Source organism: Streptomyces sp. NPDC005774, from assembly GCF_042871645.1.
GTDB classification, from domain to species: domain Bacteria; phylum Actinomycetota; class Actinomycetes; order Streptomycetales; family Streptomycetaceae; genus Streptomyces; species Streptomyces pratens.
In genome coordinates, this window is sequence record NZ_JBIAIV010000012.1 from 124226 (window position 1) to 148667 (window position 24442).

Sequence of the window (24442 nt, forward strand, 5' to 3'; positions counted from 1 at the left end):
GCCGCCACGACGCCTCAAATCGCCTGAACCCAGGGGAAGTACGGCAAAGCACCACCTCTCATGGCGCTCCCCTGTCACCCCGCGCCTACGGAGCGAGTTCGCACTTCCGCCCCACGGGGAAGCGTGTGAGACTGGCGTCCCGTCCGCAGTGCGGGCACCCTTCCGCACCGACCCCACGAGAAGTGCGACGTGCGTTCTTTTCCTCTGCCGATAACCCTGACCGCGCGCCTGTCCCCGGTGGTCGTCCTCGCCGCGGCGGGCTGGGCCCTGTCGTCCGGGTCCTCCTCCGAGCCGCAGGCCGCCGAGAAGAAGCAGCCGGAGACGACGGCGTCGCAGTCCGCCTCCGCCCCGTCGACGACGGCCGCACCGAAGACGTACACCGCCGCTCCCGCGCCCTGCGGCAGTGTCGCCGAGAAGACCGTCAATTCCCTTGTGCCGAAGGCGAAGGCGACCGGCAAGGAGATCAAGTCCACCGACTCCGCGCTGCGCCGGACCTGTTCGTGGAACGCGCTCGACGGCTACGAGTACCGCTGGCTGGACGTGTCCTTCGAGGTCCTGCAGTCGGACGACGCGGCCGAGAAGTCGTACCAGGGGCGGCTGAAGGACAGGAGCGGCGGAGGCGCGGTCCCCGGGCTCGGTGACGCCGCGTACTCGGTCGTGGACCTCGCCACCGAGGACAAGCAGGAGACCCGGGAGGGCGTGGTGGTGGTCCGCGCCTCCAACGCGCTGGTGGTCGTGACGTACAACGGCAGCGACTTCGAGTCGAAGAAGGCCCCCTCCACGGACGAGATCAACAAGGGCGCCATCAAGGCCGCCAAGGAAGCGGTGGCGGCCCTGCTGGCGGGCAAGAAGTAAGCAGGAGGTGTGTCCCGGCAGCCGGGACACCGGTCTCCGGGGCGCGGGTCAGCCGTTGAGCGCCGGGATCACGTGCGTCCCGTAGACGTCGATCACGGTCTCCGGGGCGTCGTGCATGTCGTAGACGGCGAACTGGTCGACGCCCAGCGCGCGGAGCGCCTTCAGCTTCTCGACGTGCCGCTCCGCCGTGCCGATCAGGCAGAACCGGTCGACGATCCGGTCGGGCACGAACGCGGTGTCGGGGTTGCCGCTGCGGCCGTGATGGGCGTAGTCGTAGTCCTGGCGGGAGGCGATGTAGTCGGTCAGTTCGTGCGGAACGACGCCGCTTTCGGCGCCGTAGCGGGCCACCAGGTCGGCGACGTGGTTGCCGACCATTCCGCCGAACCAGCGGCACTGTTCGCGCGCGTGGGCGAGCGCTCGTGGTGAGTCGTCCTCGGTGACGTAGGCCGGGGCGGCGACGCAGACGGTCACCTCGGCGGGGTCGCGCCCGGCGGCGACGGCGGCGTCCTTGACGGCCTTGACCATGGTCTCGGTGAGGTAGGGGTCGGCGAGTTGGAGGATGAAGCCGTCGGCCTCCTCCCCCGCCATCCGCAGTGCCTTCGGCCCGTACGCGGCCATCCACACGGGGAGCCGGGAGTCCTTCCCGATCCAGGGGAAGCGGACGACGGTGCCGCCGCCGAGGTCGGCCTCCCCGCCCTCGGCGAGGGTGCGGATGACCTTCATGGCCTCGCTCATGCGGGCCAGGGTGTTGGGCGCGCGGCCGGCGACCCGCATCGCGGAGTCGCCCCGGCCGATGCCGCAGACGGTGCGGTTGCCGAACATGTCGTTGAGGGTGGCGAAGGTGGAGGCGGTGACCTCCCAGGTACGGGTGCCCGGGTTGGTGACCATCGGGCCGACGGTCAGCGTCGTCGTCCGGGCCAGGATCTGGCTGTAGATGACGAACGGTTCCTGCCAGAGCACGGCGGAGTCGAAGGTCCAGCCGTGGGTGAAGCCGGCCTGTTCGGCGCGCTTCATCAGGTCCACGACCCGCGAGGCCGGCGGGTCGGTCTGCAGAACGAGTCCGAAGTCCATGCGCACCGCTCCTAGATGAGGTACTGGCAGGTGGACCGCGGGGTGTAGACGCCGTGTCCCGCGCGTCCGGTGTACTCCCGCTCGGTGATGACGGGTTCGCCGCGCGAGAGGACGGTCTCGACGCGGCCGGTGACGCGCTTGCCCTCATAGGCCGAGTAGTCGACGTTCATGTGGTGGGTCCCGGCGGAGATGACCTGCTCGGCGTGCGGGTCGTAGATCACGACGTCGGCGTCGGCGCCCGGCGCGATGGTGCCCTTCTTCGGGTACAGGCCGAACATGCGGGCCGGGGTGGCGCAGGCGATCTCGATCCAGCGGCGGCGGGTGAGGTGCCCGTCGACGACTGCCTGGTGGAGCAGGTCCATGCGGTTCTCGATGCCCGGCATACCGTTGGGGATTTTCGAGAAGTCGCCGCGGCCGAGGTCCTTCTGGCCGGTGAAGCAGAACGGGCAGTGGTCGGTGGAGACCACCTGGAGGTCGTTGGTGCGCAGGCCCCGCCACAGCGCGGCCTGGTGCTCCTTCGGCCTCAGGGGTGTGCTGCACACGTACTTGGCTCCCTCGAAGTCCGGTTCGGCGAGGTTGTCGGCGGACAGGAACAGGTACTGCGGGCAGGTCTCGCCGAAGACGTTCAGGCCCTCGTCGCGGGCCCGTGCCAGTTCGGCGACCGCTTCCGTCGCGGAGACGTGGACGACGTACAGCGGGGCGCCTGCGACCTGCGCGAGGCGGATGGCGCGGTGGGTGGCCTCGGCCTCGAGCAGGGCCTTGCGGACCTCACCGTGGTAGCGGGGGTCCGTCTGGCCGCGGGCCAGGGCCTGTTCGACGAGGACGTCGATCGCGATGCCGTTCTCGGCGTGCATCATGATCAGGCCGCCGTTCTCGGCGGAGCGCTGCATGGCGCGCAGGATCTGTCCGTCGTCGCTGTAGAAGACGCCGGGGTAGGCCATGAACTGCTTGAAGGAGGTGACGCCCTCCTCGACCAGTCGGTCCATCTCCTTGAGGGTGCCCGGGTTCACGTCGGAGACGATCATGTGGAAGCCGTAGTCGATGGCGCAGTTGCCCTCGGCCTTGGCGTGCCAGGTGTCCAGTCCCTCGCGCAGGGAGTGGCCGACGTTCTGCACGGCGAAGTCGACGACGGTCGTCGTACCGCCCCAGGCGGCGGCCCGGGTGCCGGTCTCGAAGGTGTCGGAGGCGAAGGTGCCGCCGAACGGCAGCTCCATGTGGGTGTGGGCGTCGACGCCGCCCGGCAGGACGTACTTGCCGGTGGCGTCGATGGTCCGGTCGGCGGTGAACGTCGGGGCGGTGAACGTCTCGGCGGCCGGGGTGCCCGAGGCGGCGAGGGCGGCGATGCGGCCGCCCTCGATCAGGACGTCGGCGTGGAGTTCGTCGGAGGCGGTGATGACGAGGCCACCCCGGATGACGGTACGGCTCATACGTGCACGCTCCGCTGGGTCGTGGTCGAAAGGTGCGGGTCGTTGGTGGCCGGTCGCGCCCACGCGACGGTAGCCGCCCCTCATCCCGGCCCCGCGCCCCTCGATGGCTTCGCCCCACACGGGGGGCGCGGGAAACCAGGGGTGGGCGTCGGGCCGCTACTGGAGGCTCCGCAGAGCGTGTTCGAGGATGGTGGCGCCCTCTTCGGCCTCCGTGACGGTGAGGGACAGGGGTGGGGCGATGCGCAGGGCGCTGGTGTTGTGGCCGCCGCCCTTGCCGATGAGCAGCCCGCCCCGGCGGGCCGCCTCCAGTACGGCGGAGGCGGCCCGCGGGTCGGCCTCGTCGGTGCCCGGTTTCGTCAGCTCGACGCCGATCATCAGCCCGCGCCCGCGGACCTCCCGTACGGCGGGCACCTGGGCGGCGACGGCCCGCAGGCGTTCGATGAGCAGGCCGCCGACCCGCCGGGCGTTGCCCTGGAGGTCGTGTTCGAGGAGGTGGGTGAGGTTGGCCAGGCCGGCGGCCATGGTGACCTGGGTGCCGCCGAACGTCGAAATGCTGTTGGAGTCGAGGCAGTTCATGATCTCGTCGCGGGCGACGACGCCGCCGATGGACATGCCGTTGCCGATGCCCTTGGCGAAGGTCACGATGTCGGGCGGTCCGTTTTGGGCGTGCGCCTGCCAGCCCCAGAAGTGGTCGCCGGTGCGGCCCCAGCCGGTCTGCACCTCGTCGGAGATCCACAACACGCCGTGGGCGTTCAGGACTTCGCGGAACGCCGCGTACAGCCCGTCGGGCGGTGAGGTGAAGCCGCCGACGCCCTGGACCGGTTCGGCGATCAGGGCCGCGGGCGGCCGCGTGTGACCGAGCAGGTCCTTGAGGTCGTCGACGCAGGCCGCGATGAACTCGTTGTCGCCGAGGGAGGCGTACGGGCCGCGAGTGCGCACGCCGCCGTGCACGTACAGGGTCTGCAGCGGGGACAGCGAGGTCGGGGACCAGCCGCGGTTGCCGGTGAGGCCGACGGCGCTGAAGGAGCGTCCGTGGTAGCTGTTGCGCATCGCCAGGACCGTGTTGCTGCGCCGGTAGGTGGTGGCGAGCAGCAGGGCGGTGTCGTTGGCCTCGGTGCCGGATGTGGTGAAGAAGACCCGGGCGTTCGGGATGCCGCTCAACTGGGCGATGCGAGTGGCGAGTTCCACCATCTGCCGGTTGAGGTAGAGGGTGGAGGAGTGGATGATCCGCCCGGCCTGCTCGGCGACCGCCTTGGTCACCTCGGGCAGGGCGTGGGCGGTCATGGTGGTGAGGATGCCGCCGAAGAAGTCGAGGTACCGGTTGCCCTCGGAGTCCCAGACGTGGCGGCCCTCGCCGTGGGTGATCTCGAGGGGTTCCTCGTAGTAGAGGGCGAGCCAGTCGGGCAGCACGGAGCGGTGGCGGCCCAGGAGGTCGTCGGTCACGGCCGCACCAGCCCCTCGTAGGCGTCGGGGCGGCGGTCGCGGTAGAACGCCCACTGCTGCCGCACTTCCTCGATGAGGCCGAGGTCGAGGTCCCGGACCACGAGTTCCTCCTTGCTGTCGCTGGCGACGTCGCCGACGAACTGTCCGCGGGGGTCGACGAAGTACGAGGTGCCGTAGAAGTCGTTGTCTCCGTACTCCTCCTGGCCCACACGGTTGATCGCGGCGACGAAGTACTCGTTCGCGACGGCCGCCGCCGGTTGTTCCAGCCGCCACAGGTGGGAGGAGAGGCCGCGGTGCGTGGCGGACGGGTTGTAGATCAACTGGGCTCCGTTGAGTCCGAGTTGGCGCCATCCCTCCGGGAAGTGGCGGTCGTAGCAGATGTAGACGCCGACCTTGCCGACCGCGGTGTCGAAGACGGGCCAGCCGAGGTTGCCGGGCTTGAAGTAGAACTTCTCCCAGAAACCCTTGACCTGCGGGATGTGGTGCTTGCGGTACTTGCCGAGGACGGTGCCGTCGGCATCGATCACGGCCGCGGTGTTGTAGTAGAACCCCGACTGCTCGACCTCGAACACCGGCACGACGATCACCATGCCTGTCTCCCGGGCCAGTTCCCGCATCCGGGTGACGGTCGGCCCGTCGGGCACGGGCTCAGCCCAGCGGTAGTGCTCGGCGTCCTGGACCTGACAGAAGTAGGGGGAGTTGAAGACCTCCTGGAACCCGATGATCTTCGCGCCCCGCCGGGCCGCCTCGCGGGCGTGCTCCTCGTGTTTCGCCAGCATGGACTCGGTGTCGCCGGTCCAGGTGGCCTGGACCAGGGCGGCACGTACGACGTTGGCCATGAGCTGCTCCTTCGACGCGACGTCAGCGCCTCTACGCCCGTAGAAACGGTCGTAGAGGGACGAACGTAAGCCTCTCGGGCGGCCTTGCCAAGACCATCGTCGTGAAACCGCGGAGTCGATCATGTTTCGCACTCCGGTGGGTGAGTTCCCGCCCTGAACCGGTCGCGCGACGCAAGGACGGCCCGCATACAGGACTCCGACTCACCCCCGGACCCGGGCCCGGCCCCGGCCCCCAGCCCCAGGCCCCAGGCCCCAGCTCAGGCAGCGGCCGACGGCACCACGGGCGGCGCGGCGGGCGGCGCGACCGGCGGCACCACGGGCGGCGCGACCGGCGTACAGCGGCCCGCCAGCTCGTCCATCGACAGGTCGAGCGCGCGGGCGAGGGCGACCACCGTGAAGAACGCCGGGGTGGGCGCCCGTCCGGTCTCGATCTTCCGGAGGGTCTCCGGAGAAATGCCGGCGCTCGCCGCGACCCGCGTCATGCTGCGGTCGCCGCGCGCCTCGCGCAGCAGCCGGCCGAACCGCTCGCCGCGTTCGCGCTCTTCGGGGGTGAGAGGGGTGCGCACCATGCCGCCATTCTAATACCGGTATAGTAATTGGCATGGTGGAGTTGAAGACCGACACAGCGATCGACGCGATGTACGAGACGGGCCAGGTTGTCGCGGACGCCCTGAAGGCCGTACGGAAGGCAGCCGGGGTGGGCGTGTCCCTGCTGGAGCTGGACGAGGTGGCCCGGGAGATGCTGCGCGGGGCGGGCGCGACCTCACCCTTCCTGGGCTACCTGCCCTCCTTCGCGCCGACCCCGTTCCCCGCCGTCATCTGCGCGTCGGTCAACGACGCGATCGTGCACGGCATCCCCGACGGTTACCGGCTGCGTGACGGTGACCTGGTCTCCATGGACTTCGGCGCGGAGCTGGGCGGCTGGGCCGGCGACTCGGCGATCAGTTTCATCGTGGGCACGCCCCGCGTGGACGACGTACGGCTGGTCGAGACCGCCGAGCGGGCCCTGGCGGCGGGCATCGGGGCCGCCGTGGTCGGCAACCGCATCGGGGACATCGCCCACGCGATCGGCACGGTGTGCCGCGCGGCGGGGTACGGCATCCCGGACGGCTTCGGCGGTCACGGCATCGGCCGCCGTATGCACGAGGACCCGGCGGTCCCGAACGAGGGCCGGCCGGGCCGGGGCATGCCCTTGCGGCACGGCATGGTCCTCGCGATCGAGCCCATGCTCGTGGGCGGTGGCACGGACGGCTTCCACGCCGCCTCCGACGGCTGGACCCTGCGCACCGACGACGGCTCCCGGGCCGCCCACGCCGAACACACCGTGGCCATCACCACCGCAGGCCCGCGCATCCTCACCGCCCGCTGAACGCGCCCCGGCGCGCGTACCGCCGACCGGTGCCGGACAACCCCGCCGGGGCACCCCACGGCCACCGGCAAGCGGCCGGGGCCCCCTTCCGCCCGACCTCCCGGCGAGGCTCCACCCTGCCGACCCCTGCCGAGCCCCCTCAAGCCCTCCCCAGCCCCCGGAACGTGCCCCGCGCGGTGGCGCGGCTCCGAGGTGCTGACCCGGAACGATCGTGCGAGGGTGTTCTCGATCGCGTCGCAGGCGGCGCCTCGCACCGCGGGGACACGCATGTGTGTAACCGGGAGACGGCCGGGCACTCGCGTCCGGACCGTACGTCGAGCAGTGAGTGCGCCCCGGGCCTCCTTCGGGTTCCCGGTTCCGCCCGGCCCAGGGGGATCCCGCGGGGGCGCCGGAACGGATGTCCATGAGCAGCGGGTTCACGGGTCCGGAGGGCTACGGCTCGGACCCCTTCGAAGAATTTTTCGCGCGTTTCTTCGGCGGGCCGCGCCCCCGGCAGGTCGACATCGGCCGGCTGCTGAGCCAACCGGCCAGAGAGCTGGTGCGGGGTGCCGCGCAGTACGCCGCCGAGCACGGCAGCCGGGACCTGGACACCCAGCACCTGTTGCGCGCCGCGCTGGCCACCGAGCCGACCCGTGGCCTGCTCAGCCGGGCGGGCGCGGACCCCGACTCGCTGGCCTCGGAGATCGACGAACGCTCCGGGCCCGTCCAGTACGGGCGGGACGACGCCCCGCCGCCGACGTCGCTCTCCCTCACCCCCGCCGTGAAGCGGGCTCTGTTGGACGCGCACGAGATGGCCCGGTCGACCGGGGCCGGATACATCGGCCCGGAGCATGTGCTCAGTGCCCTGGCCGCCAACCCCGACTCGGCAGCCGGGCACATCCTGGACGCGGCCCGGTTCGCCTCCGCCGGAATGCCGCCCGACGCACCGGACCCCGCGCAGCCCCGCACCGAGCGGCCCCGTACCGCGACGGGCACGCCGACGCTGGACAAGTACGGCCGCGACCTCACCGAGCTGGCCCGTGAGGGCCGCATCGACCCGGTGATCGGGCGGGAGGAGGAGATCGAGCAGACCATCGAGGTGCTCTCCCGTCGCGGCAAGAACAACCCGGTACTGATCGGTGACGCGGGCGTCGGCAAGACCGCCGTGGTGGAGGGGCTGGCGCAGCAGATCGTCGACGGGGACGTGCCCGACGTGCTGATAGCCCGGCGGGTGGTCGCACTGGACCTGACGGCCGTGGTCGCCGGGACCCGCTACCGGGGCGACTTCGAGGAGCGGATGACCACCATCGTCGACGAGATCCGCACCCACTCGGACCGGCTGATCGTCTTCATCGACGAGCTGCACACCGTCGTGGGCGCCGGGGGCGGCGGCGAGGGCGGTTCGATGGACGCCGGCAACATCCTCAAGCCGGCGCTGGCCCGCGGCGAGCTGCACATCATGGGCGCGACCACGCTGGAGGAGTACCGCCGGATCGAGAAGGACGCGGCGCTGGCCCGCCGCTTCCAGCCGATCATGGTGCCGGAGCCCACACCGTCCGACGCGATCGAGATCCTGCGCGGTCTGCGGGACCGGTACGAGGCCCACCACCAGGTCCGTTACACCGACGAGGCACTGGTGGCGGCCGTGGAGCTGTCCGACCGCTATCTCAGCGACCGCCATCTGCCGGACAAGGCGATCGACCTGATCGACCAGGCCGGCGCCCGTGTGCGGCTGCGGTCCCGGACCAAGGGCACCGACGTACGCGCCCTGGAGCAGGAGCTGGAGCAGCTGACCTGCGACAAGGACCAGGCGGTCGCCGACGAGAGGTACGAACAGGCGACCCAGCTGCGGGACCGCGTCGGCGAGCTGAAGGAACGTATCGCCGAGGTGGGCGGCGGGGGCCAGGTCGACGAGGGCCAGAGTCTGGTGGTGGACACCGAGGCGATCGCGGAGGTGGTGTCCCGGCAGACCGGCATCCCGGTCAGCCGTCTCACCCAGGAGGAGAAGGACCGGCTGCTGGGCCTCGAGGAGCATCTGCACCAGCGGGTCATCGGCCAGGACGAGGCGGTGCGGGTGGTCGCGGACGCGGTGCTGCGCTCCCGGGCCGGGCTCGCCAGTCCCGACCGGCCGATCGGCAGTTTCATGTTCCTCGGGCCGACCGGCGTCGGCAAGACGGAGCTGGCGCGGGCACTGGCCGAGGCCCTGTTCGGCAGCGAGGACCGCATGGTCCGCCTCGACATGAGCGAGTACCAGGAGCGGCACACCGTCAGCCGGCTGGTCGGTGCTCCGCCCGGGTACGTCGGCCACGAGGAAGCGGGGCAGCTGACCGAGGTGGTGCGCAGGCATCCGTACTCGCTGCTCCTGCTCGACGAGGTGGAGAAGGCGCATCCGGACGTCTTCAACATCCTGCTCCAGGTCCTCGACGACGGCCGGCTGACCGACGCCCAGGGCCGGACGGTGGACTTCAGCAACACCGTGATCGTGATGACGAGCAACCTCGGTTCGGATGCCATCACCCGGCGCGGTGGGACGCTGGGCTTCGCGACGGGCGGCGCGGACGCGGACGAGGAGGCGCGGCGGGAGCAGATCCTGCGGCCGCTGCGGGAGCACTTCCGGCCCGAGTTCCTCAACCGGATCGACGAGGTGGTGGTGTTCCGTCAGCTGACCGCCGAGGAGCTGCGGCGGATCACCGGTCTGCTGCTGGAGTCGACGCGGCGCGGGCTGCGGGGGCAGGGCGTCACGGTCGAGTTCACCGGGACGGCCGTGGACTGGCTGGCGCGGCGCGGGCATGAGCCCGAGTACGGGGCGCGGCCGCTGCGCCGCACCATCCAGCGGGAGGTCGACAACCAGCTCTCCCGGCTGCTGCTGGACGGCAGCGTCCGCAGCGGCGACCGGGTGACGGTGGACGCGGCGGACGGGAACCTCACGTTCCGGACCGGGACGGGAACCGGCGCAGTGGCAGGGAACGGCGCCGGTGCAGGAACCAGGACCGGATCGACGGCCGGGACCGGAGCCGGCGGCGGTTCGACGGCCGGCACCGACGACCCCGGCACCGGCCGCGAGGAGCCTCCGGCGCCCGAACCGCCCGGGCAGTGAGTGTACGGGCGCCCGTTCCCGCCGAGGGTACGGGCGCCTTTCCTCCGAGCGGGCCTACGGCTTACCTCGTCGGGCGCACCACCATCGCCGAGCCGCCGCCTCGGCGGGTCTTCTCCGCCGCGGCGACCCATCGGCCGTCCGGCAGCCGTTGCACGGCGGTGGTCGCGCCGATCTCCGGGGTGGCCTGGAAGGAGTGCCCGATGGCCTCCAGCTTCCGCCGTGTCGCGCTGTCGTACAGGCCGGGTTCGAGGTCCGTGCGGGCCGTGTTGCGCTGGCTGGCGCGCGGCGCGGCGATCGCGTCGACCAGCGGCAGGCCACGGTCGAGGAAGCCGGTGAGGGTCTGCAGCACGGTGGTGATGATGGTCGAACCGCCGGGCGAACCGAGCGCCACGACCGGACGGTCGTGCCGGTCGAGCACGATCGTCGGGGCCATCGAGGACCGGGGCCGCTTGCCGGGACCCGGCAGGTTCGGGTCGTGGACGGCCGGGTTCGCCGGGGCGAAGGAGAAGTCGGTCAGCTCGTTGTTGAGCAGGAACCCGCGGCCCGGCACGGTGATGCCGCTGCCGCCGGTCTGCTCGATGGTGAGCGTGTAGGAGACCACGTTGCCCCACCGGTCGGCGGTGGTGAGGTGCGTGGTGCTCTCGCCCTCGTACGTCGTCGGGGCCGTGGTGCCGCCGGCCGCGCAGGCCGCGGGGTCGCGCGGGTCGCCGGGGGCGAGCGGGCTGGTGAGGACGGCGTCGTCCTGGATGAGGCACTCACGGGAGTCGGCGTACCGCTGGGAGAGCAGTTCCTTCGTCGGTACGTCCTCGTGGGCGGGGTCGCCGACCCAGCGGCCCCGGTCGGCGAACGCGATGCGGCTCGCTTCGATGAGGCGGTGCAGATAGCGAGCGTCGTCGGCCCGGGACAGGTCGGTCCGCTCCAGGATGTTGAGGGCCTCGCCGACGGTGGTGCCGCCGGAGGAGGAGGGCGCCATGGCGTAGACGTCCAGGCCGCGGTACGACGTCTTCGTGGGCGGCTGGAACTTGGCGCGGTACGCCGTGAGGTCCCGGGCGGACAGCTCGCCGGGGCGGGCGTTCCAGCCGGAGTCCGGGTCCACGGGCGGCTCGTTGACCGTGTTCACGATGTCCCGGCCGATGCCGCCCCGGTACAGCGCGTCGACGCCCTTCCTGCCCAGCTCCGCGTAGGTGCGGGCGAGATCGGGGTTCTTGAAGGTGGTGCCGACGACCGGGAGCTCACCGCCGGGCAGGAACAGCTCGGCGGTGTCGGGGAAGTGGCGGAAGCGGCTTTCGTTGGCGGCGGTCTGGGCGCGGAAGGTGCTGTCGACGGTGAATCCGTCGCGGGCGAGCTTCTCGGCGGGTCCCAGGACCGTCCGCAGGGATGTACTGCCCCACATGTCGAGTGCCCGCTGCCAGGTGGCCGGTGTGCCCGGGGTGCCGACGGCGAGGCCGCTGCTGACGGCTTCGGCGAAGGGGACGGGGGTGCCGTTCTCCAGGAAGAGGCCGGAGTCGGCGGTCAGCGGGGCGGTCTCGCGTCCGTCGATCGTCCGCACGGTGCGGGACCCGGCGTCGTAGTGGACGAAGTAGCCGCCTCCGCCGATACCGGCCGAATAGGGCTCGGTGACGCCCAGGGCGGCGGCGGTGGCGACGGCGGCGTCGACGGCGTTGCCGCCCTTCCTGAGGACCTCGATGCCGGCGGCGGAGGCGTCGGCATCGACGCTGGAGACCGCTCCGCCGTGGCCGACGGCCACCGGGGTCTTGGCAGGGGTCCGGCCGGGCCCGCCGCCCTGCGTGGCGGCCGAGGACGGCGCTGCCGCTCCCGACGAGACCACGACGGCGGTGACCGCCAGAACCGTCAGTTTCCGTCCGACACGATGACGCATCCGCACCTCCGTTGAAGGGCTGTCCGCGCAGCCTAGTTCATCGCCATGTCCGCGTCAGGAACCTCACGGGGCGTGCCGCCGCGGCCTCCCGGACGCCCTTCACCCGGACGCCTCGAACACGAGTTCGCCCGAGCTCGCCAGCATGCGCGCCCATGAGTGACGACATACGCAACATTGTTCTGGGTGTGGTCGCCTCCGGCCTCTTCTCCGCGCTGGGCTGGATCGCCCGTACCCACCTGTGGAAGCGCAAGCTCCGGCGCAAGCAGGCCTTCTTCGGGCTGCCGGACACCTCCGAGTCGCTCCTCGTCGTCAACCGCGATCCGGCCACGGCGGAACCGGCCGTGCACCGCTTCGACGTGTTCTCGCTGCTCGAGCTCTCGGCACTGATCAAGGACTGCGGGTCGCATGTCCAGGTGGTCACGCAGGACGCGGCCCACCAGGGTTTCGGCGAGCGCACGGAGTTCTGCGTGGGGGGACCCGCGTCGAACGGTCGCGTTTCTCCGCGGCACCCACAATGGATGCAATGGTCAACGGCTTGAGGCTCACCTACGGGTTGTTGAAGAAGAAGGCCGCCAGTCGGCGCGTCACCGGGCTACGCCACAGCTCGGCGTCCGCCCCGGCACCTTGACGGTGATCACACCCGTGGGTGCGGAACTCCCACGCCGGACGGCCGGTCCACGCCGAGGCAGTCGGCGATCTGTGCGGCGCGGGTGGGGTATGCCGGTTGGCCCTACCGGAGCCCTGGGCCACCGGCTCCCCCGGGCTCGTCCTGCCCGACGGGCACGAGGAGGGTGAAGCCGGCCGGGCGGCGGCTGGTCAGGGAGAGCCTGCCACCCAGGGACACGGCCAGGTCGTGGGCGAGGGCCAGGCCGATGCCCTCGCCCGCACCATCGCCGGTGTGACCGCGGTCGAAGAGCCGGGTCGTGTCGCCTTCCACCTCCCCCTCGTCGGTGACGTCGAAGGCGAGGGCGTCGTCGAGGTCCCGGACGGTGAGACGGACCGTGCCGCGGCCATGGACGCGCGCGTTGTCCAGCAGGATCTCGAGGATCTCGGCGACGAGGGTTCCGGGTACGCGTACGTCGTCCGGCGCGTCACGTCTCTCGCACTCCAGGCGCCTGCCGTCGCCGGCGAACAGCCCGTGCCAGCGCGCCTCGGTCTCCCGCAGCAGACACGACAGTTCGGTGTCCACGGGGGCGGGGCCCGGCAGGCCACGGGAACGGGACAGCCGCAGCACCTCCTCCACCGTGCCGTGCAGCCGGCGAGTGGTGGCCAGCGCCTCCTCCAGGGCGGGGCGCAGCCGGGCGTCGTCGTCCTGGGCGAGGCCTGCCTCCAGGGTGAGTTGGAGTCCGGTCAGCGGGGTGCGCAGCTGGTGGGAGGCGTTGGCGGTGAAGTCCCTCTCGTGTCGCAGGAGTTCGGTCAGGCTGTGCAGCATCTCGTTGTGGGTGCGGGCCACCTGGTCGATCTCGGCGATGCTGCTGGGCGCGGCGCGTGCGCCGAGATCGCCGGCGGTGACGGCCCGGCTGTGGCGGGAGAGGTCCTCCAGCGGCCCGGCCAGCAGGCGCGCCTGGCGGCGGGCGACCAGGACGGCCACGGTCAGGGCGAGCGCGCAGGCGCCGGCGAGGACGGCCCACACGGCGAGGACGCGGTCGCGTACGGCATCGGCGGGCGAGGAGGCGCGTACCACGCCGATGGTCTGCTCGGCGTGCGAGACCGGCACCACGACCACCAGGTCACCGCCCGAGCGACCGCGCACCACCGTCGCGCCGAGGGCCTCCCGCACGGCCGCGTCACCGGTCCTGGGGCCGCTGCCCGCCCTGAGGCGCAGGTGGGTGTCGTACAAGCCGAGGTGCCCTCCGGCCGGCGACGCGGGCAGTTCCACCGGGTCGCCGGTCGTGTAGTCCGGACTGACGCGCACGGCACCCGACAGGGCCGCCCGCTCCAGGGTGTCACGCTGGTCGGCGTACAACGACGACCTGATGGCCAGGGCCAGCGGGACGGCCAGGAGGACCACGGCGACCAGGGCGGCGGTGAGGGCGACTCGCACCACACGCTGTCTCATGCCTTCATCCTGCGGGCCGTCGGCCTGCTCGGAGGCGATGCGCCACGCACTTTTGCCGTCGTCTAACCGTCGGCGTGCCCGGCCTTAACCGGCTGCTTCCTAGCGTCGATGCCATGACCGATCTCCGGTCGCAGGCTTTCCGGGAGGGCAGTGGTCATGGTACATGCACGTACGTCCGCCGCAGTCGGGCTGGCGCTGATCGCGGCGGTGACCGCCGGGTGTTCGGGCGCCGGCTCGCACTCAGGGTCCACCACGTCCTCTGCCTCGGCAGGTGGTGGCAACGCCCACGCGAATCCCGCGCCCACGGAGTCGAATCCGCCCGGCGACATCCCCGACAACCAGGTGTACGTGGCCTACCGGCCGACCAGCGGCTTCACCGGCTTCACGGTGAAGGTTCCGGAGGGCTGGGCGCGCACCGACAAGGGCACCACGACCGTGTTCACGGACAAGCTGAACACCGTCCGGATCACCGCGGGGACCGCCTCCGCCGCGCCCACGGTCGGGTCGGTCACCCACACCGTCGTACCCCAGCTCAAGGCCCACGTCGCACAGTTCGCCAGTCCCAAGGTGTCGGAGGTGACCCGGCACGCCAGCCGCGTCGTCCGGCTGACCTACGAGGGCGACTCCGTCAAGGACCCGGTCACCGGCAAGGTGGTGCGGGACGCTTTCGAGCGGTACGCCTTCTACCGGCACGGACATGAGGTGGCTCTGACGCTGTCCGGGCCGGTCAACGCCGACAACGTCGACCCGTGGCGGATCGTCAGCGACTCCTTCGCGTGGCGGTGACCGTCATGCCCACTCGGTCGTACGACGATGACGTGCTCGCCGCCCGCGAGCTGTACCGCTTCTACCGTGCCGGCGAGGAGGAGACGCTCGCCCTGCGCGGGGTCTCGTTGCGGGTGGGCTGGGGCGAGACGGTCGCCGTCGTCGGGCCGTCCGGGGCGGGCAAGTCCACCCTGCTGGCGTGCCTGGCCGGGCTGGACGAACCCTCGGGCGGCGAGGTCCGCGTGAACGGCGTCCGCGTCAGCCACCGTCCCGAGACCGAGCGTGCCCGGCTGCGCGCCCAGCACATCGGCGTCCTGTTGCAGACCCGCAATCTGCTTCCGCACCTGACCGTGCGCGACAACATCCGCCTGGCCCAGCGGGCCGTGCGCGGCCGTCCTGCCAAGGCCGCCGGGGAGCTGCTGGAGCGGGTGGGGCTCGGGCAACGGTCGCGGGCGCTGCCGCGGCAGCTGTCGGGCGGCGAACTGGCGCGCGCGGGGCTGGCGGTCGCGCTGGCCAACTCCCCGGCGGTGCTGCTGGCCGACGAGCCGACTGGCGAACTCGACAGCGGGACCGAGCAGTTGGTGCTGCGCATGCTGCGGGAGCGGGCCGCAGAGGGCTCAGCCGTGCTGATCGTCACGCACAGTCCGGAGGCCGTCCGGATCGCCGACCGGGTGATCGTCCTGGACGACGGACGCGCCCGGGAACCACGGGAGGTGAGCGATGGCCGGCACTGACGTGCTCGTCACCTGCCGGGACGCCGCGCTGACCTTCGGGCGGGGCCCGACGGCGGTCGTGGCGGTGCACGGCGCGAACCTGAGCATCACGCCGGGAGACCGGCTCGCGATCGTGGGCCCGTCCGGCTCGGGGAAGTCGTCGCTGCTGCATCTGCTGGCCGGGCTCGAACGCCCCACCAGTGGCACCGTCACCTGGCCCCACCTCGACGGACCGGACGACATCGGCCTGGTCTTCCAGGCCGACAGCCTCGTGCCCGCCCTCGACGTCGCGGAGAACACCGCGCTCCCGCTGGTGCTCGCCGGTCATCCGGAGACACAGACCCACCATCCGGTCACCGAGGCCCTCGGCCTGGTCGGCGCCGCCGCCCTTGCCGAACGGCTGCCCGAGGAGATCTCCGGCGGCCAGGCCCAGCGGGTCGCCGTGGCCCGTGTACTGGCCCAGCAACCAGGCCTGATCCTCGCCGACGAGCCCACCGGCCGCCTCGACCACGCCACCGGCGCCCGCGTCCTGGACACCCTGCTCACGGCGGCCGAACGCACGGGCGCCGCTCTCGTCGTCACCACCCACGACCCGGCCGTCGCCGCCCGCCTCACCACCCGGCGGGCCATGCGCGACGGACGGCTGCTCGCACCGGAGGACGCATCATGATCACCTCGTGGGCGGGCGGCCTGGCCCGCCACCGCGGCGGACGGCTGCTGGCCGCGATGGCCGGCATCGCGCTCGCCGTCGCCCTGATCGCCTCGCTCGGCTCCTTCCTCACCGCCTCGAAGGCGACCATGACCCAGCGCGCCATTCATTCGGTCGCCGTGGACTGGCAGGTCGAGACACAGCCCGGCGCCAACCCGCACACCGTGCTCTCGCTGGTGCGCAAGACCCCCGGCGTCGAGACCGCCCTGCCCGTCGGCTACGCCCACACCACCGGCTTCACCGCGCGCGTCCAGGGCAGCACGCAGACCACCGGCGCCGGCGTCGCCCTCGGCCTCCCGCCCGGCTACCGAGGCGTGTTCCCCGACGAGATCCGCACCCTCTCCGGCTCGCCCACCGGCGTGCTGCTCGCTCAGCAGACGGCCTCCAACCTGCACGCGGCTCCCGGCGACACCGTCAGCATCCGGTTGCCGGGCGCGGGACAGCGGCAGGTCCGGGTGGACGGCGTGGTCGACCTGCCCCAGGCCGACTCCCTGTTCCAGAAGGTCGGCGCCCCCACCCAGTCCCAGCCGACCGCACCCCCCGACAACGTCATCCTCCTGCCCGCCGGCCGATTCGCCTCCCTCACCCGCGGTGCCACCGATCTCTCCACCCAGATCCACGTCGCCGGCTCCGCGAAACTGCCCTCCGACCCGGCCGCCGCCTTCACCGCCGTCACCGGCGCCGCCCACCACCTCGAGGCCAAGTCCTCCGGTGCCGCGCTGGTCGGCAACAACCTCGGCGCCGCTCTCGACTCCGCCCGCCAGGACGCCCTCTACGCCCAGCTCCTCTTCCTCTTCCTCGGCGTGCCCGGCGCCGTGCTGGCCGGGGCGCTGACCGCCGCGGTCGCCTCGGCGGGTGGCCCAAGGCGCCGTCAGGAACAGGGCCTGCTGCGGCTGCGCGGACTGCGGCCCCGCCAGATCACCGCGCTCGCGGGCCTGGAAGCCGGACTGGTGGGTGTCGTGGGCGGACTCGGCGGCCTCGGGATCGCCGCACTGACCGGGCGCCTCGCCTTCGGCGCCGCCTCCTTCGGCGCGAGCGCGGGCTCCTGGACCGTCTGGTACGGCATCGCTTTCGTCCTCGGTGCCGCCGTGGCCGCCGGTGCCGTCCTCGTCCCCGCCCTGCGCGACATGCGCTCGGCCACCGTCGCCGACACCCGCAAGGAGGCCGGAGTACGGTCCGTCCGCTCGCCCTGGTGGATGCGCTACGGCCTCGATTTCGCGCTGCTGATCGGCTCCTGGCTGGTCTTCCGCGCATCGTCCGGCAACCAGTACGCCCTCGTCCTCGCCCCCGAGGGCGTGCCCACCCTCTCCGTCTCGTACTGGGCCTTCCTCGGCCCAGCCCTGCTGTGGATCGGCGCCGCCCTGCTGGTGTGGCGCCTGACCCTGCTGGCCCTCGCCCGCGGCCGCCCTGTCCTGGCCCGCCTCGCCCGTCCGCTGACCGCCACCCTCGCCGGCACCACGGCGGCCGTGCTGTCCCGGCGTCGTCGCCCACTGGCCCGCTCCGTGGTGCTGCTCGCCCTCGCGGTGTCCTTCGCCGTCTCGACCGCCGTCTTCAACGCCACCTTCCACCAGCAGGCCGAGGTCGACGCCCGGCTGACCAACGGCGCCGACGTCACCGTCACCGAACCGCCCGGCGCCCACCTCCCGCCCGGCGCCGCGAACACGCTGAAGGTCTCCGGCGTACGCCACGTCGAACCGCTCCAGCACCGCTTCGCCTACGTCGGCTCCGACCTCCAGGACCTCTACGGCGTCCGCCCCGGCACCATCGCGCAGGCCACCTCGCTGCAGGACGCCTATTTCGCCGGCGGCACCGCACACCAGCTCATGCGGAAGCTGGCCCAGCGTCCCGACAACCTCCTGGTCAGCGTGGAGACCGTCCACGATTTCCAGCTCTCCCCCGGCGACACCGTCAACCTTCGCATCCAGGACGCCCGCACCAAGGCCCTGCGCACCGTCCCCTTCCACTACGCCGGCATCACCAAGGAGTTCCCCACCGCCCCCAAGGACAGCTTCTTCGTCGCCAACGCCGACTACGTCGCGAAGGCGACCGGCAGCGACGCGGTGGGCGCCTTCCTGCTCGACACCGGCGGCACCCACCAGAAGCAGATCGCCGACAAGTTGCGCCACCACTTGGGCACCAGCGCCACCGTCACCGACCTCACCCAGACCCGCGGCACCGTCGGCACCAGCCTCACCTCCGTCGACCTGGCCGGGCTGACCCGCATCGAACTCGGCTTCGCCGTGCTGCTGTCCGCCGGAGCCGGCGGACTCGTCCTCGCTCTCGGGCTCGCCGAACGCCGCCGCACTTTCGCCATCGCCACCGTCCTCGGCGCCCGCAGCCGCCAACTGCGCGGCATGGTCCTCACCGAGGCCCTCCTGCTGACCGCCGGCGGCCTGGCAGGCGGCGCCCTCATCGGCTGGGCCCTGTCCGAGATGCTCGTGAAGGTCCTCACCGGCGTCTTCGACCCACCGCCCGCCAGCCTCTCGGTACCCGCCGCCTACCTGATCCTGACCGCGGGCGCCGCGGTGGCCGCCGTACTGGCCGCCGCCCTCAACGGCATCCGCAGCGCCGGACGCCCGGCCGTCGAGGAACTACGCGACCTTTGACATCCTCCCCTCCCTTCAGGGGAGGAGATTCCTGGCTCAGGCCGCCTCCGGGAGCAGCGCCCCCAAAGGTCTTACGCCCTCAGCACCAGCCGGGTTGAGACCAGCCCGGACCAGCATCACGCGGGCGGAGTTCTTGTCCCTGGAGGATACGACTCCGCACGCGGTGCAGGTGTAGGTACGTTCCGAAAGAGGAAGTGCGTGCTTGGTTCTCGCTCCGCACGACGCGCAGTCCATGGTGGTGTGCGCGGGGTGCACGAGGCGGACGTCCCGCCCGTGCTTGCGGCCCATTTCGAGCAGGGCCGTCTTGGTGGCGCCGATGGCGGCGTCGGCCGCCTTGCGCGCCATGGTGGTCTTGGCGAGGAACTTCGGCCGGAAGTCCTCCACCGCGATGGCGTCGTGGTCGGCCACGACGCGCTTGGCCCACTTGCGGGCGGTGTCCTGCCGCTGCCGCGCAACCTTCTTGGAGACCTGCGCGGCTTGCCGTTGTGCCTCGCGGTAGCCCTTGGACGCGGCCTGCCCCCTGGCGGGGCGGCGGCGGGCCATCATCCGCTGATAGCGGGCGAGACGCTGCGCGGCCCGCTTGCCGTGTTCGGCGTGCGGGAGGTCGTGCGCGTTTGATGTGGTGGTGGCGGTCTCCTTGACGCCCCAGTCGACACCGAGGACGGCGCCGGTTTCGGGGAGCGGTTGCACCTGGGCGGCGACGACGAACGACGCGTACCAGTGGCCGAGGCTGTCCCGGTACACCCGCACCGACGACGGAGCGGACGGCAGTTCACGCGACCACACCACCGTCACGGCAATGCCGCCCGCGAGGTGCAGACGGCCGTCCTTGAGACGGAAGCCGCGGGTGGTGCAGTTCAGCGTCGGCTCGGCGTCACGCTTCCGCTTGTGCCGGGGCATGCCCGCGCGCTGCTTCACCGGCAGACGGCACTCAATGTCCTTCAGGGCCTTGGAGCGGGACTTGGCGAAGTCTCGGATCGTCTGCTGCTGCGGGACGCTCGCGCCGTCCCGCAGCCACGGCAACTTGCTGCGGGCCTCGGTCAGCATCTTGTCGAGCTGCGCCGGACCGCACGTCAGCTTGTCGTCGGGGTGCGCATTGTTGTGGGCGTGCACCTGCCGGGACTTGGCAACGCATTCGTTCCACACCCACCGGCAGCGGTCCCACTCGGCAAGGAGCGCGATGCGGGCGGTCGACGACACGCGAAGCCGGTAGGTGTACCGGGCGCGCCCGGTATCCTTGGCCATCCGTAGCATCGCCATGGCATCATTCTAGCATGGCTGATGAGAAAAGAATCTCCCTACGACTCCCAACCGACCTGCACGCACGGCTGGTCGAACAGGCTCGTGCGGACCGGCGGTCCCTCAACTCCGAGATCATCCACCTGCTTGAGGTCGCCCTCACCAACACGGGTGGAGACGACCAATCGCCCTGACGGCGATTCGTCCTTCCTTGCCCTGCTCCGCAGGGGTCCGATTCCTCCCCGGCCTGAAGTCCGGGGCATCCTCGGAGGTATCCGGTGACCGCGCCGCACCGCACCGGCGGGCCGGCCGCCCTGCCCGCTCCTAGGCTGTCGACCATGCGCACCCCCGCCACCGCCGACCTCGGCCGCCCGCGTGTCCTGGTCGTCGAGGACGACGACACCATCGGCCGCCATCTGGAGACCGGCCTGCGCGGCAACGACTACGCCCCCGTCTGGAGCCGCACCGGGTCCGCCGCCCTGGCCGAGGCCGCGCGGACGCCCTACGACGTCCTGCTTCTCGACCTGGGTCTGCCCGACATGGACGGCCTCGACGTCGCCCGTACCCTGCGCGCCGGCCATCCCGACCTGCTGATCGTCGTCCTCACCGCCCGCACCGACGACATCGACGTGATCGCCGGGCTGGACGCCGGAGCCGACGACTACCTCGTCAAACCGTTCAGCCTCTCCGTGCTGCTCGCGCGGCTCCGGGCCCATCTGCGCCGTCGTGTCGTCGCCGCACCGTCGCAGGAGCCCGTTCGCCTGGCCGACCTCGTCCTGGACGTCTCGGCCCGCCGTTGCACCCTCCACGGCCAGGACATCGTCCTGCGGCCCAAGGAGTTCGACCTCCTGGCCGTCCTTGCCCGGCACGCGGGCGAGGCCGTCTCTCGCGAGACGCTGATGGGCGAGGTCTGGGACGAGAACTGGTTCGGCTCCACCAAGACCCTCGACGTCACCATGGCCGGTCTGCGCCGCCGCCTCACCGAGGCCGCCGGCGTCTCCGCCCGACTGCCCCGAATCACCACCCTGCGTGGACATGGCTACCGCCTGGAATCCTGACGGCCGCGCCCGTCCTTCCCGGCCGCCACTCGTCGGCTCAGTCCATGTCGGCGGCCCGCTCGGCGGCGAGCCGGACGATGCCGCGGGGAGCGCGGAGGGCGGCGAGTTCGGCGGCGGCCGAGAAGTAGTGGTGGCGGGCCCGGTTGTGGGCGGGTTCATGGGCGAACAGGACCTCACGCTCGGCCGCTCCCGGGCTGCGCGGCATCGAGGTGGTGACGACGATGGGATGGGGCCACCCCGGCAGGACGTACGCATCCGGGTGGGGCGAGTCGACGACGCACAGGTCACCGGCGGCGACGCAGGCACCCGCCGGCGCCGGGACCGAGGCGATGAGGACCCACAGCGCGGTTGCCGGGGGCCAGGCGGTCGAAGGTTCGGCGGACCGGCATCGGCGCGAGGAAGGGCAGGGCAGGCGGTACCAGCAGCAGGGCGGTCATCGCTCGTCATTCTCCAGGAGCCGGCGCAGGAACCGCTCGTCGCCGGGGCTGAGCTGGGCGACGAAGCGAGCCAGGACCGTCTCCCGGTCGGTGCCCCGGTCGAGTTCGGTGTGCATGCGCCGGGCGGTCAGGCCAGGAGCGTCCTGTACGGGGAAGTAGGCGTAGCCGCGCCCCTGCCGCTCACGGCTGACGACGCCCTTCTCGTGCAGACGGGTCAGTATCGTCGCCACCGTCGTCCGGGCCAGGCCGGAACCGAGTCCGGTCTGCACCCGCCCTGGCGTGAGCGGGGCCCCGGCGGCCCACAGCGCGGCCATGACGGCGGCTTCGAGCTCGCCGGCCGGCCGCCTCCCATCCCTCGCGTCGGTCATGGGAACGTTCCTCACTCCGCCGTCGTCTACAGTTCAGTGGACCGTCTACAGGATTGTAGTCACTGCCGGGTGCCGTCGTTCCGCCGCATCCGACGGCCGGAAGAACGACGAAAGGACTCTCGACGATGACCACAGCCATGCAGTTGTCGTCGCAGCTCGCCGTCAATGTGCTGGATGCCCGGTCGCTGCTGTCCGCCTTCGGTGTGCTGGGCGTGGGTGTGGTGTTGTTCGCCGAGACCGGGCTGCTGATCGGTTTCTTCCTCCCGGGCGACTCACTGCTGTTCACGGCCGGTCTGCTGTGCACCGGCACCGCCGGCCACGGCCTGAAGCTGTCGCTCGGCCCGCTGCTGGTCGCCGCGGCGGTGGGCGCGCTGGCGGGCTCGCAGTGCGGATATCTCCTGGGCCGAAGAGCGGGCGGCTCCCTGCTCGCCCGCAGCCGCTCGGTCCGGCTGCACGAGGGGGCGGGACGGGCTGAGGATCTGCTGCAGCGCTACGGGTATGCGAAGGCAATCGTCCTGGCCCGCTTCGTTCCGGTGGTGCGCACGGTCCTGAACCCGATGGCGGGCGCCCTGCGGGTTCCGGTGCGGACGTTCACCCTCTGGCAGGTGACCGGCGGACTGGTGTGGAGTCTGGGTCTCACCCTGGCGGGATACGCGCTGGGCTCCTCCGTACCGAACGTGGACCGGTATCTGCTGCCGATGGTCGCGGTGGTCGTAGCCCTGTCGCTGATTCCACTCGCCTCCGAGGTGTACCGCTCACGGCGTGACGCGAAGGCGAAGGAGGAACGCGGATGATCCTCGCTCTCGACGGCTCATCGGTCGACGGCTCGGCCTACACCGACGTGGTACACCTCGCCCGACACGCTCCGGTGTGGCTGGACGACACCGTGTCGGCATGGTCGACGTACGGGCTGGCCCTGTTCGCGGTGCTCATGACCATCGGCTGGTGGCACGCCCGGCGGATGGGCGCCACCGCGTCGGTGAGGGCACTCGCCGTGCCATTCGTCGTGGTCGTGGCCTACGGAGTGGACACGGCGCTGAAACTGCTGGTGCGCGAGGACCGGCCCTGCCGGAGCCTACGGGTGGCCACGCTGGAGGCGTGTCCGGCACCCGGCGACTGGTCCTTCCCCAGCAACCACGCGGCTATCGCCGCCGCGGCGGCCGTCGCCCTGTTGTTCGTCTCCCGCCGGCTCGGCGCGGTCGCCGTCGTGGCCACCGGTGCGATGGCGGCCTCGCGGGTCTGGGTCGGCGCGCACTACCCCCATGACGTGGTGGCAGGGGTCGTGGTGGGCGCTCTGGCCGCTCTCCTCGTCATGTCGGCACTGCGCAGGCGTGCGGGGGCACTGACCCGGCGGCTCACAACCACCCGCCTGCGACCACTGCTGACGACGTCATGAAGCGCGGCGGCGTCGCCGCACTGGCCGGCATCTGCGGGCTCGGCGCGTGGACGGCGTTCGGTGTGCTGACCATGGTCGTGGTGGGCCGCGACGGCACACCGCTGTTCGTGGACAGTGACCTTCTCTCGTGGTCCGTCGGCCACCGGCCTGACGTGGCGGTCGCCCTCGCCCGCGTGCTGACCGCCACCGGGACGGGTGTCGTCCCGTTCTCGCTGGCCGCGCTGGCCGGAATCATCGCGGGACGCACCCTCCGGCAGCGCGCGCTCGCCGTCGCGCTCTGTCTGGCCTGCCTCTGGGCCGGCCAGGCGCTGCGGTACGCGGTGATGGCGCTCGTCGCCCGGCCGCGGCCACCCCAGGCGGACTGGGCCACCTATGCCTCGGCATGGGCGTTCCCGTCCGGTCACACCACCACGGCGGCCCTCACCGCGGGACTGCTGATCATCGCCGTCCGCGTGCGCGGCCCGCGGGGCAGGACTCCGCTCACCCTGGTCATCGGCGGCTGGGGTGCGCTGGTCGGGCTGACTCGCGTCTACCTCGGGGTGCACTGGTTCACCGATGTCGTCGGCGGCTGGCTGTTCGCCCTCGGCTGGCTGGGCGTGTGCCTGTGCGCCGTGGCCTGCTGGCTGCCCGAGCGATAGACCCCCGGTACGACGGCCACGGACACATCATGTGGGACGACAGGACCGATGAGCACAGCGGGAAACCGAACGGATACGGCACGGGAAGAGACGGCCATCGCACGGGAGCAGAGGGAGGGCCCTGCGCCGGACGATCCTGGTCGTCGAGGACGATCACGCCCTGCGTGACGTGCTGTTGCGCGGACTGCGCGATGAGGACGTCGACATCGTCCCCGCGCCGGACGGCGCCACCGCCCTGCGCCTGGCCGCCTCCGACATCTCCGCCGCCGTGCTCGACATCGGCTTGCCCGACGCCGGCGGCCGGGGCGTGTGCCAGGCGATGCGCGCCAACAGGTCCCCGTCCCCCGTCATCCTCATGACTGCCCATCACCGGCAAACCGACCGGCTGTCCGATTGGTCAGCCGGAGGCGACGACTACCTGCCCGAGCCGTTCCACCTCACCCGACTCGCCGCCCGCCTGCGGGCAGCTCCTGGCCTGCGCTGGGCCCGCACTTC

At 71.9% G+C, this 24442-nt stretch carries 20 protein-coding genes and 4 pseudogenes; 14 read left to right on the forward strand and 10 right to left on the reverse strand.

Annotation, left to right across the window (positions count from 1 at the left end):
• Positions 1-189: 189 nt before the first annotated feature.
• Positions 190-855: a hypothetical protein gene (locus ACFYQA_RS14280; protein WP_388916390.1), complete on the forward strand. Its 666-nt coding sequence runs from the start codon at positions 190-192 to the stop codon at positions 853-855.
• Between the two features lie 48 nt (positions 856-903).
• Here ACFYQA_RS14280 and ACFYQA_RS14285 read toward each other — a convergent pair whose 3' ends face one another.
• The 5 genes from ACFYQA_RS14285 to ACFYQA_RS14305 all read right to left on the reverse strand — a co-directional run bounded on the left by ACFYQA_RS14285 (position 904) and on the right by ACFYQA_RS14305 (position 6204).
• Positions 904-1926 (reverse strand): TIGR03842 family LLM class F420-dependent oxidoreductase, encoded by a 1023-nt coding sequence (locus ACFYQA_RS14285; protein WP_388916393.1) that lies wholly within the window; start codon positions 1924-1926, stop codon positions 904-906.
• Positions 1927-1937: 11 nt separating this feature from the next.
• Complete coding sequence (gene hydA, locus ACFYQA_RS14290) at positions 1938-3353, reverse strand: dihydropyrimidinase (protein ID WP_388916396.1); 1416 nt, start codon at positions 3351-3353, stop codon at positions 1938-1940.
• A gap of 156 nt (positions 3354-3509) precedes the next feature.
• On the reverse strand, positions 3510-4796 hold the full coding sequence (locus ACFYQA_RS14295; protein ID WP_388916399.1) for an aspartate aminotransferase family protein: 1287 nt from the start codon (positions 4794-4796) through the stop codon (positions 3510-3512).
• Positions 4793-5635 (reverse strand): nitrilase-related carbon-nitrogen hydrolase, encoded by an 843-nt coding sequence (locus tag ACFYQA_RS14300; RefSeq protein ID WP_386402299.1) that lies wholly within the window; start codon positions 5633-5635, stop codon positions 4793-4795. Before ACFYQA_RS14300 ends, ACFYQA_RS14295 begins: the two co-directional genes overlap by 4 nt.
• 257 nt (positions 5636-5892) lie before the next feature.
• Positions 5893-6204 (reverse strand): helix-turn-helix domain-containing protein, encoded by a 312-nt coding sequence (locus tag ACFYQA_RS14305; RefSeq protein ID WP_388916403.1) that lies wholly within the window; start codon positions 6202-6204, stop codon positions 5893-5895.
• Between the two features lie 32 nt (positions 6205-6236).
• Here ACFYQA_RS14305 and map point away from each other — a divergent pair, with 32 nt between their 5' ends.
• Positions 6237-7004: a type I methionyl aminopeptidase gene (gene map / locus ACFYQA_RS14310; RefSeq protein WP_388916406.1), complete on the forward strand. Its 768-nt coding sequence runs from the start codon at positions 6237-6239 to the stop codon at positions 7002-7004.
• Between the two features lie 403 nt (positions 7005-7407).
• Positions 7408-10080 carry an ATP-dependent Clp protease ATP-binding subunit gene (locus ACFYQA_RS14315; RefSeq protein ID WP_388916409.1) on the forward strand — a complete coding sequence of 891 codons (2673 nt, stop codon included), beginning with the start codon at positions 7408-7410 and terminating at the stop codon, positions 10078-10080.
• Between the two features lie 61 nt (positions 10081-10141).
• Here ACFYQA_RS14315 and ggt read toward each other — a convergent pair whose 3' ends face one another.
• On the reverse strand, positions 10142-11959 hold the full coding sequence (ggt, locus tag ACFYQA_RS14320) for a gamma-glutamyltransferase (protein WP_388916412.1): 1818 nt from the start codon (positions 11957-11959) through the stop codon (positions 10142-10144).
• A gap of 152 nt (positions 11960-12111) precedes the next feature.
• Here ggt and ACFYQA_RS14325 point away from each other — a divergent pair.
• Positions 12112-12456: pseudogene (locus tag ACFYQA_RS14325) on the forward strand (hypothetical protein); the annotation flags it as partial.
• Between the two features lie 233 nt (positions 12457-12689).
• Here the strand turns inward: ACFYQA_RS14325 and ACFYQA_RS14330 are convergent.
• Entirely contained in the window at positions 12690-14018 is a 1329-nt protein-coding gene (locus ACFYQA_RS14330) for a sensor histidine kinase (RefSeq protein WP_388916415.1), read from the reverse strand.
• 156 nt (positions 14019-14174) lie between these two features.
• Between ACFYQA_RS14330 and ACFYQA_RS14335 the strand changes: the two genes are divergently transcribed.
• The 4 genes from ACFYQA_RS14335 to ACFYQA_RS14350 are packed head-to-tail and all read left to right on the forward strand — an operon-like array spanning position 14175 to position 18811.
• The gene (locus ACFYQA_RS14335; RefSeq protein WP_388916418.1) at positions 14175-14804 is read left to right on the forward strand and encodes a hypothetical protein; all 630 of its coding nucleotides are present in this window, start codon (positions 14175-14177) and stop codon (positions 14802-14804) included.
• A gap of 5 nt (positions 14805-14809) precedes the next feature.
• The gene (locus ACFYQA_RS14340; RefSeq protein WP_388916420.1) at positions 14810-15517 is read left to right on the forward strand and encodes an ABC transporter ATP-binding protein; all 708 of its coding nucleotides are present in this window, start codon (positions 14810-14812) and stop codon (positions 15515-15517) included.
• Positions 15504-16166, forward strand: a complete 663-nt coding sequence (locus ACFYQA_RS14345) for an ABC transporter ATP-binding protein (protein ID WP_388916422.1) — start codon at positions 15504-15506, stop codon at positions 16164-16166. Before ACFYQA_RS14340 ends, ACFYQA_RS14345 begins: the two co-directional genes overlap by 14 nt.
• Positions 16163-18811, forward strand: a complete 2649-nt coding sequence (locus ACFYQA_RS14350; RefSeq protein ID WP_388916425.1) for an FtsX-like permease family protein — start codon at positions 16163-16165, stop codon at positions 18809-18811. The genes ACFYQA_RS14345 and ACFYQA_RS14350 overlap by 4 nt, the downstream gene beginning before the upstream one ends.
• Before the next feature lie 36 nt (positions 18812-18847).
• Here ACFYQA_RS14350 and ACFYQA_RS14355 read toward each other — a convergent pair whose 3' ends face one another.
• Positions 18848-20071 (reverse strand): RNA-guided endonuclease InsQ/TnpB family protein, encoded by a 1224-nt coding sequence (locus ACFYQA_RS14355; protein WP_388916428.1) that lies wholly within the window; start codon positions 20069-20071, stop codon positions 18848-18850.
• A 14-nt stretch (positions 20072-20085) separates the two neighbouring features.
• On the opposite strand from ACFYQA_RS14355, the gene ACFYQA_RS14360 reads away from it, so the two are divergent.
• A complete protein-coding gene (locus ACFYQA_RS14360; protein WP_388916431.1) occupies positions 20086-20244 on the forward strand; it encodes an Arc family DNA-binding protein in 159 nt (52 codons plus the stop codon).
• 144 nt (positions 20245-20388) lie between these two features.
• Positions 20389-21108: a response regulator transcription factor gene (locus ACFYQA_RS14365; RefSeq protein ID WP_388916434.1), complete on the forward strand. Its 720-nt coding sequence runs from the start codon at positions 20389-20391 to the stop codon at positions 21106-21108.
• Positions 21109-21154: 46 nt separating this feature from the next.
• Here ACFYQA_RS14365 and ACFYQA_RS14370 read toward each other — a convergent pair.
• A pseudogene (locus tag ACFYQA_RS14370) lies at positions 21155-21545 on the reverse strand (M48 family metalloprotease); the annotation flags it as partial.
• Positions 21542-21913 (reverse strand): BlaI/MecI/CopY family transcriptional regulator, encoded by a 372-nt coding sequence (locus ACFYQA_RS14375; protein ID WP_388916437.1) that lies wholly within the window; start codon positions 21911-21913, stop codon positions 21542-21544. The gene ACFYQA_RS14375 and the pseudogene ACFYQA_RS14370, both read right to left, overlap by 4 nt.
• A gap of 125 nt (positions 21914-22038) precedes the next feature.
• On the opposite strand from ACFYQA_RS14375, the gene ACFYQA_RS14380 reads away from it, so the two are divergent.
• The 4 genes and pseudogenes from ACFYQA_RS14380 to ACFYQA_RS14395 form a co-directional block, all read left to right on the forward strand.
• Positions 22039-22707: a DedA family protein gene (locus ACFYQA_RS14380; RefSeq protein WP_388916440.1), complete on the forward strand. Its 669-nt coding sequence runs from the start codon at positions 22039-22041 to the stop codon at positions 22705-22707.
• Positions 22704-23309, forward strand: a complete 606-nt coding sequence (locus tag ACFYQA_RS14385; protein ID WP_388916443.1) for a phosphatase PAP2 family protein — start codon at positions 22704-22706, stop codon at positions 23307-23309. The genes ACFYQA_RS14380 and ACFYQA_RS14385 overlap by 4 nt, the downstream gene beginning before the upstream one ends.
• A pseudogene (locus tag ACFYQA_RS14390) lies at positions 23306-23944 on the forward strand (phosphatase PAP2 family protein); the annotation flags it as partial. The gene ACFYQA_RS14385 and the pseudogene ACFYQA_RS14390, both read left to right, overlap by 4 nt.
• Positions 23945-24068: 124 nt before the next feature.
• Positions 24069-24416 (forward strand): annotated as a pseudogene (locus tag ACFYQA_RS14395) (response regulator transcription factor); the annotation flags it as partial.
• Positions 24417-24442 lie beyond the last annotated feature (26 nt).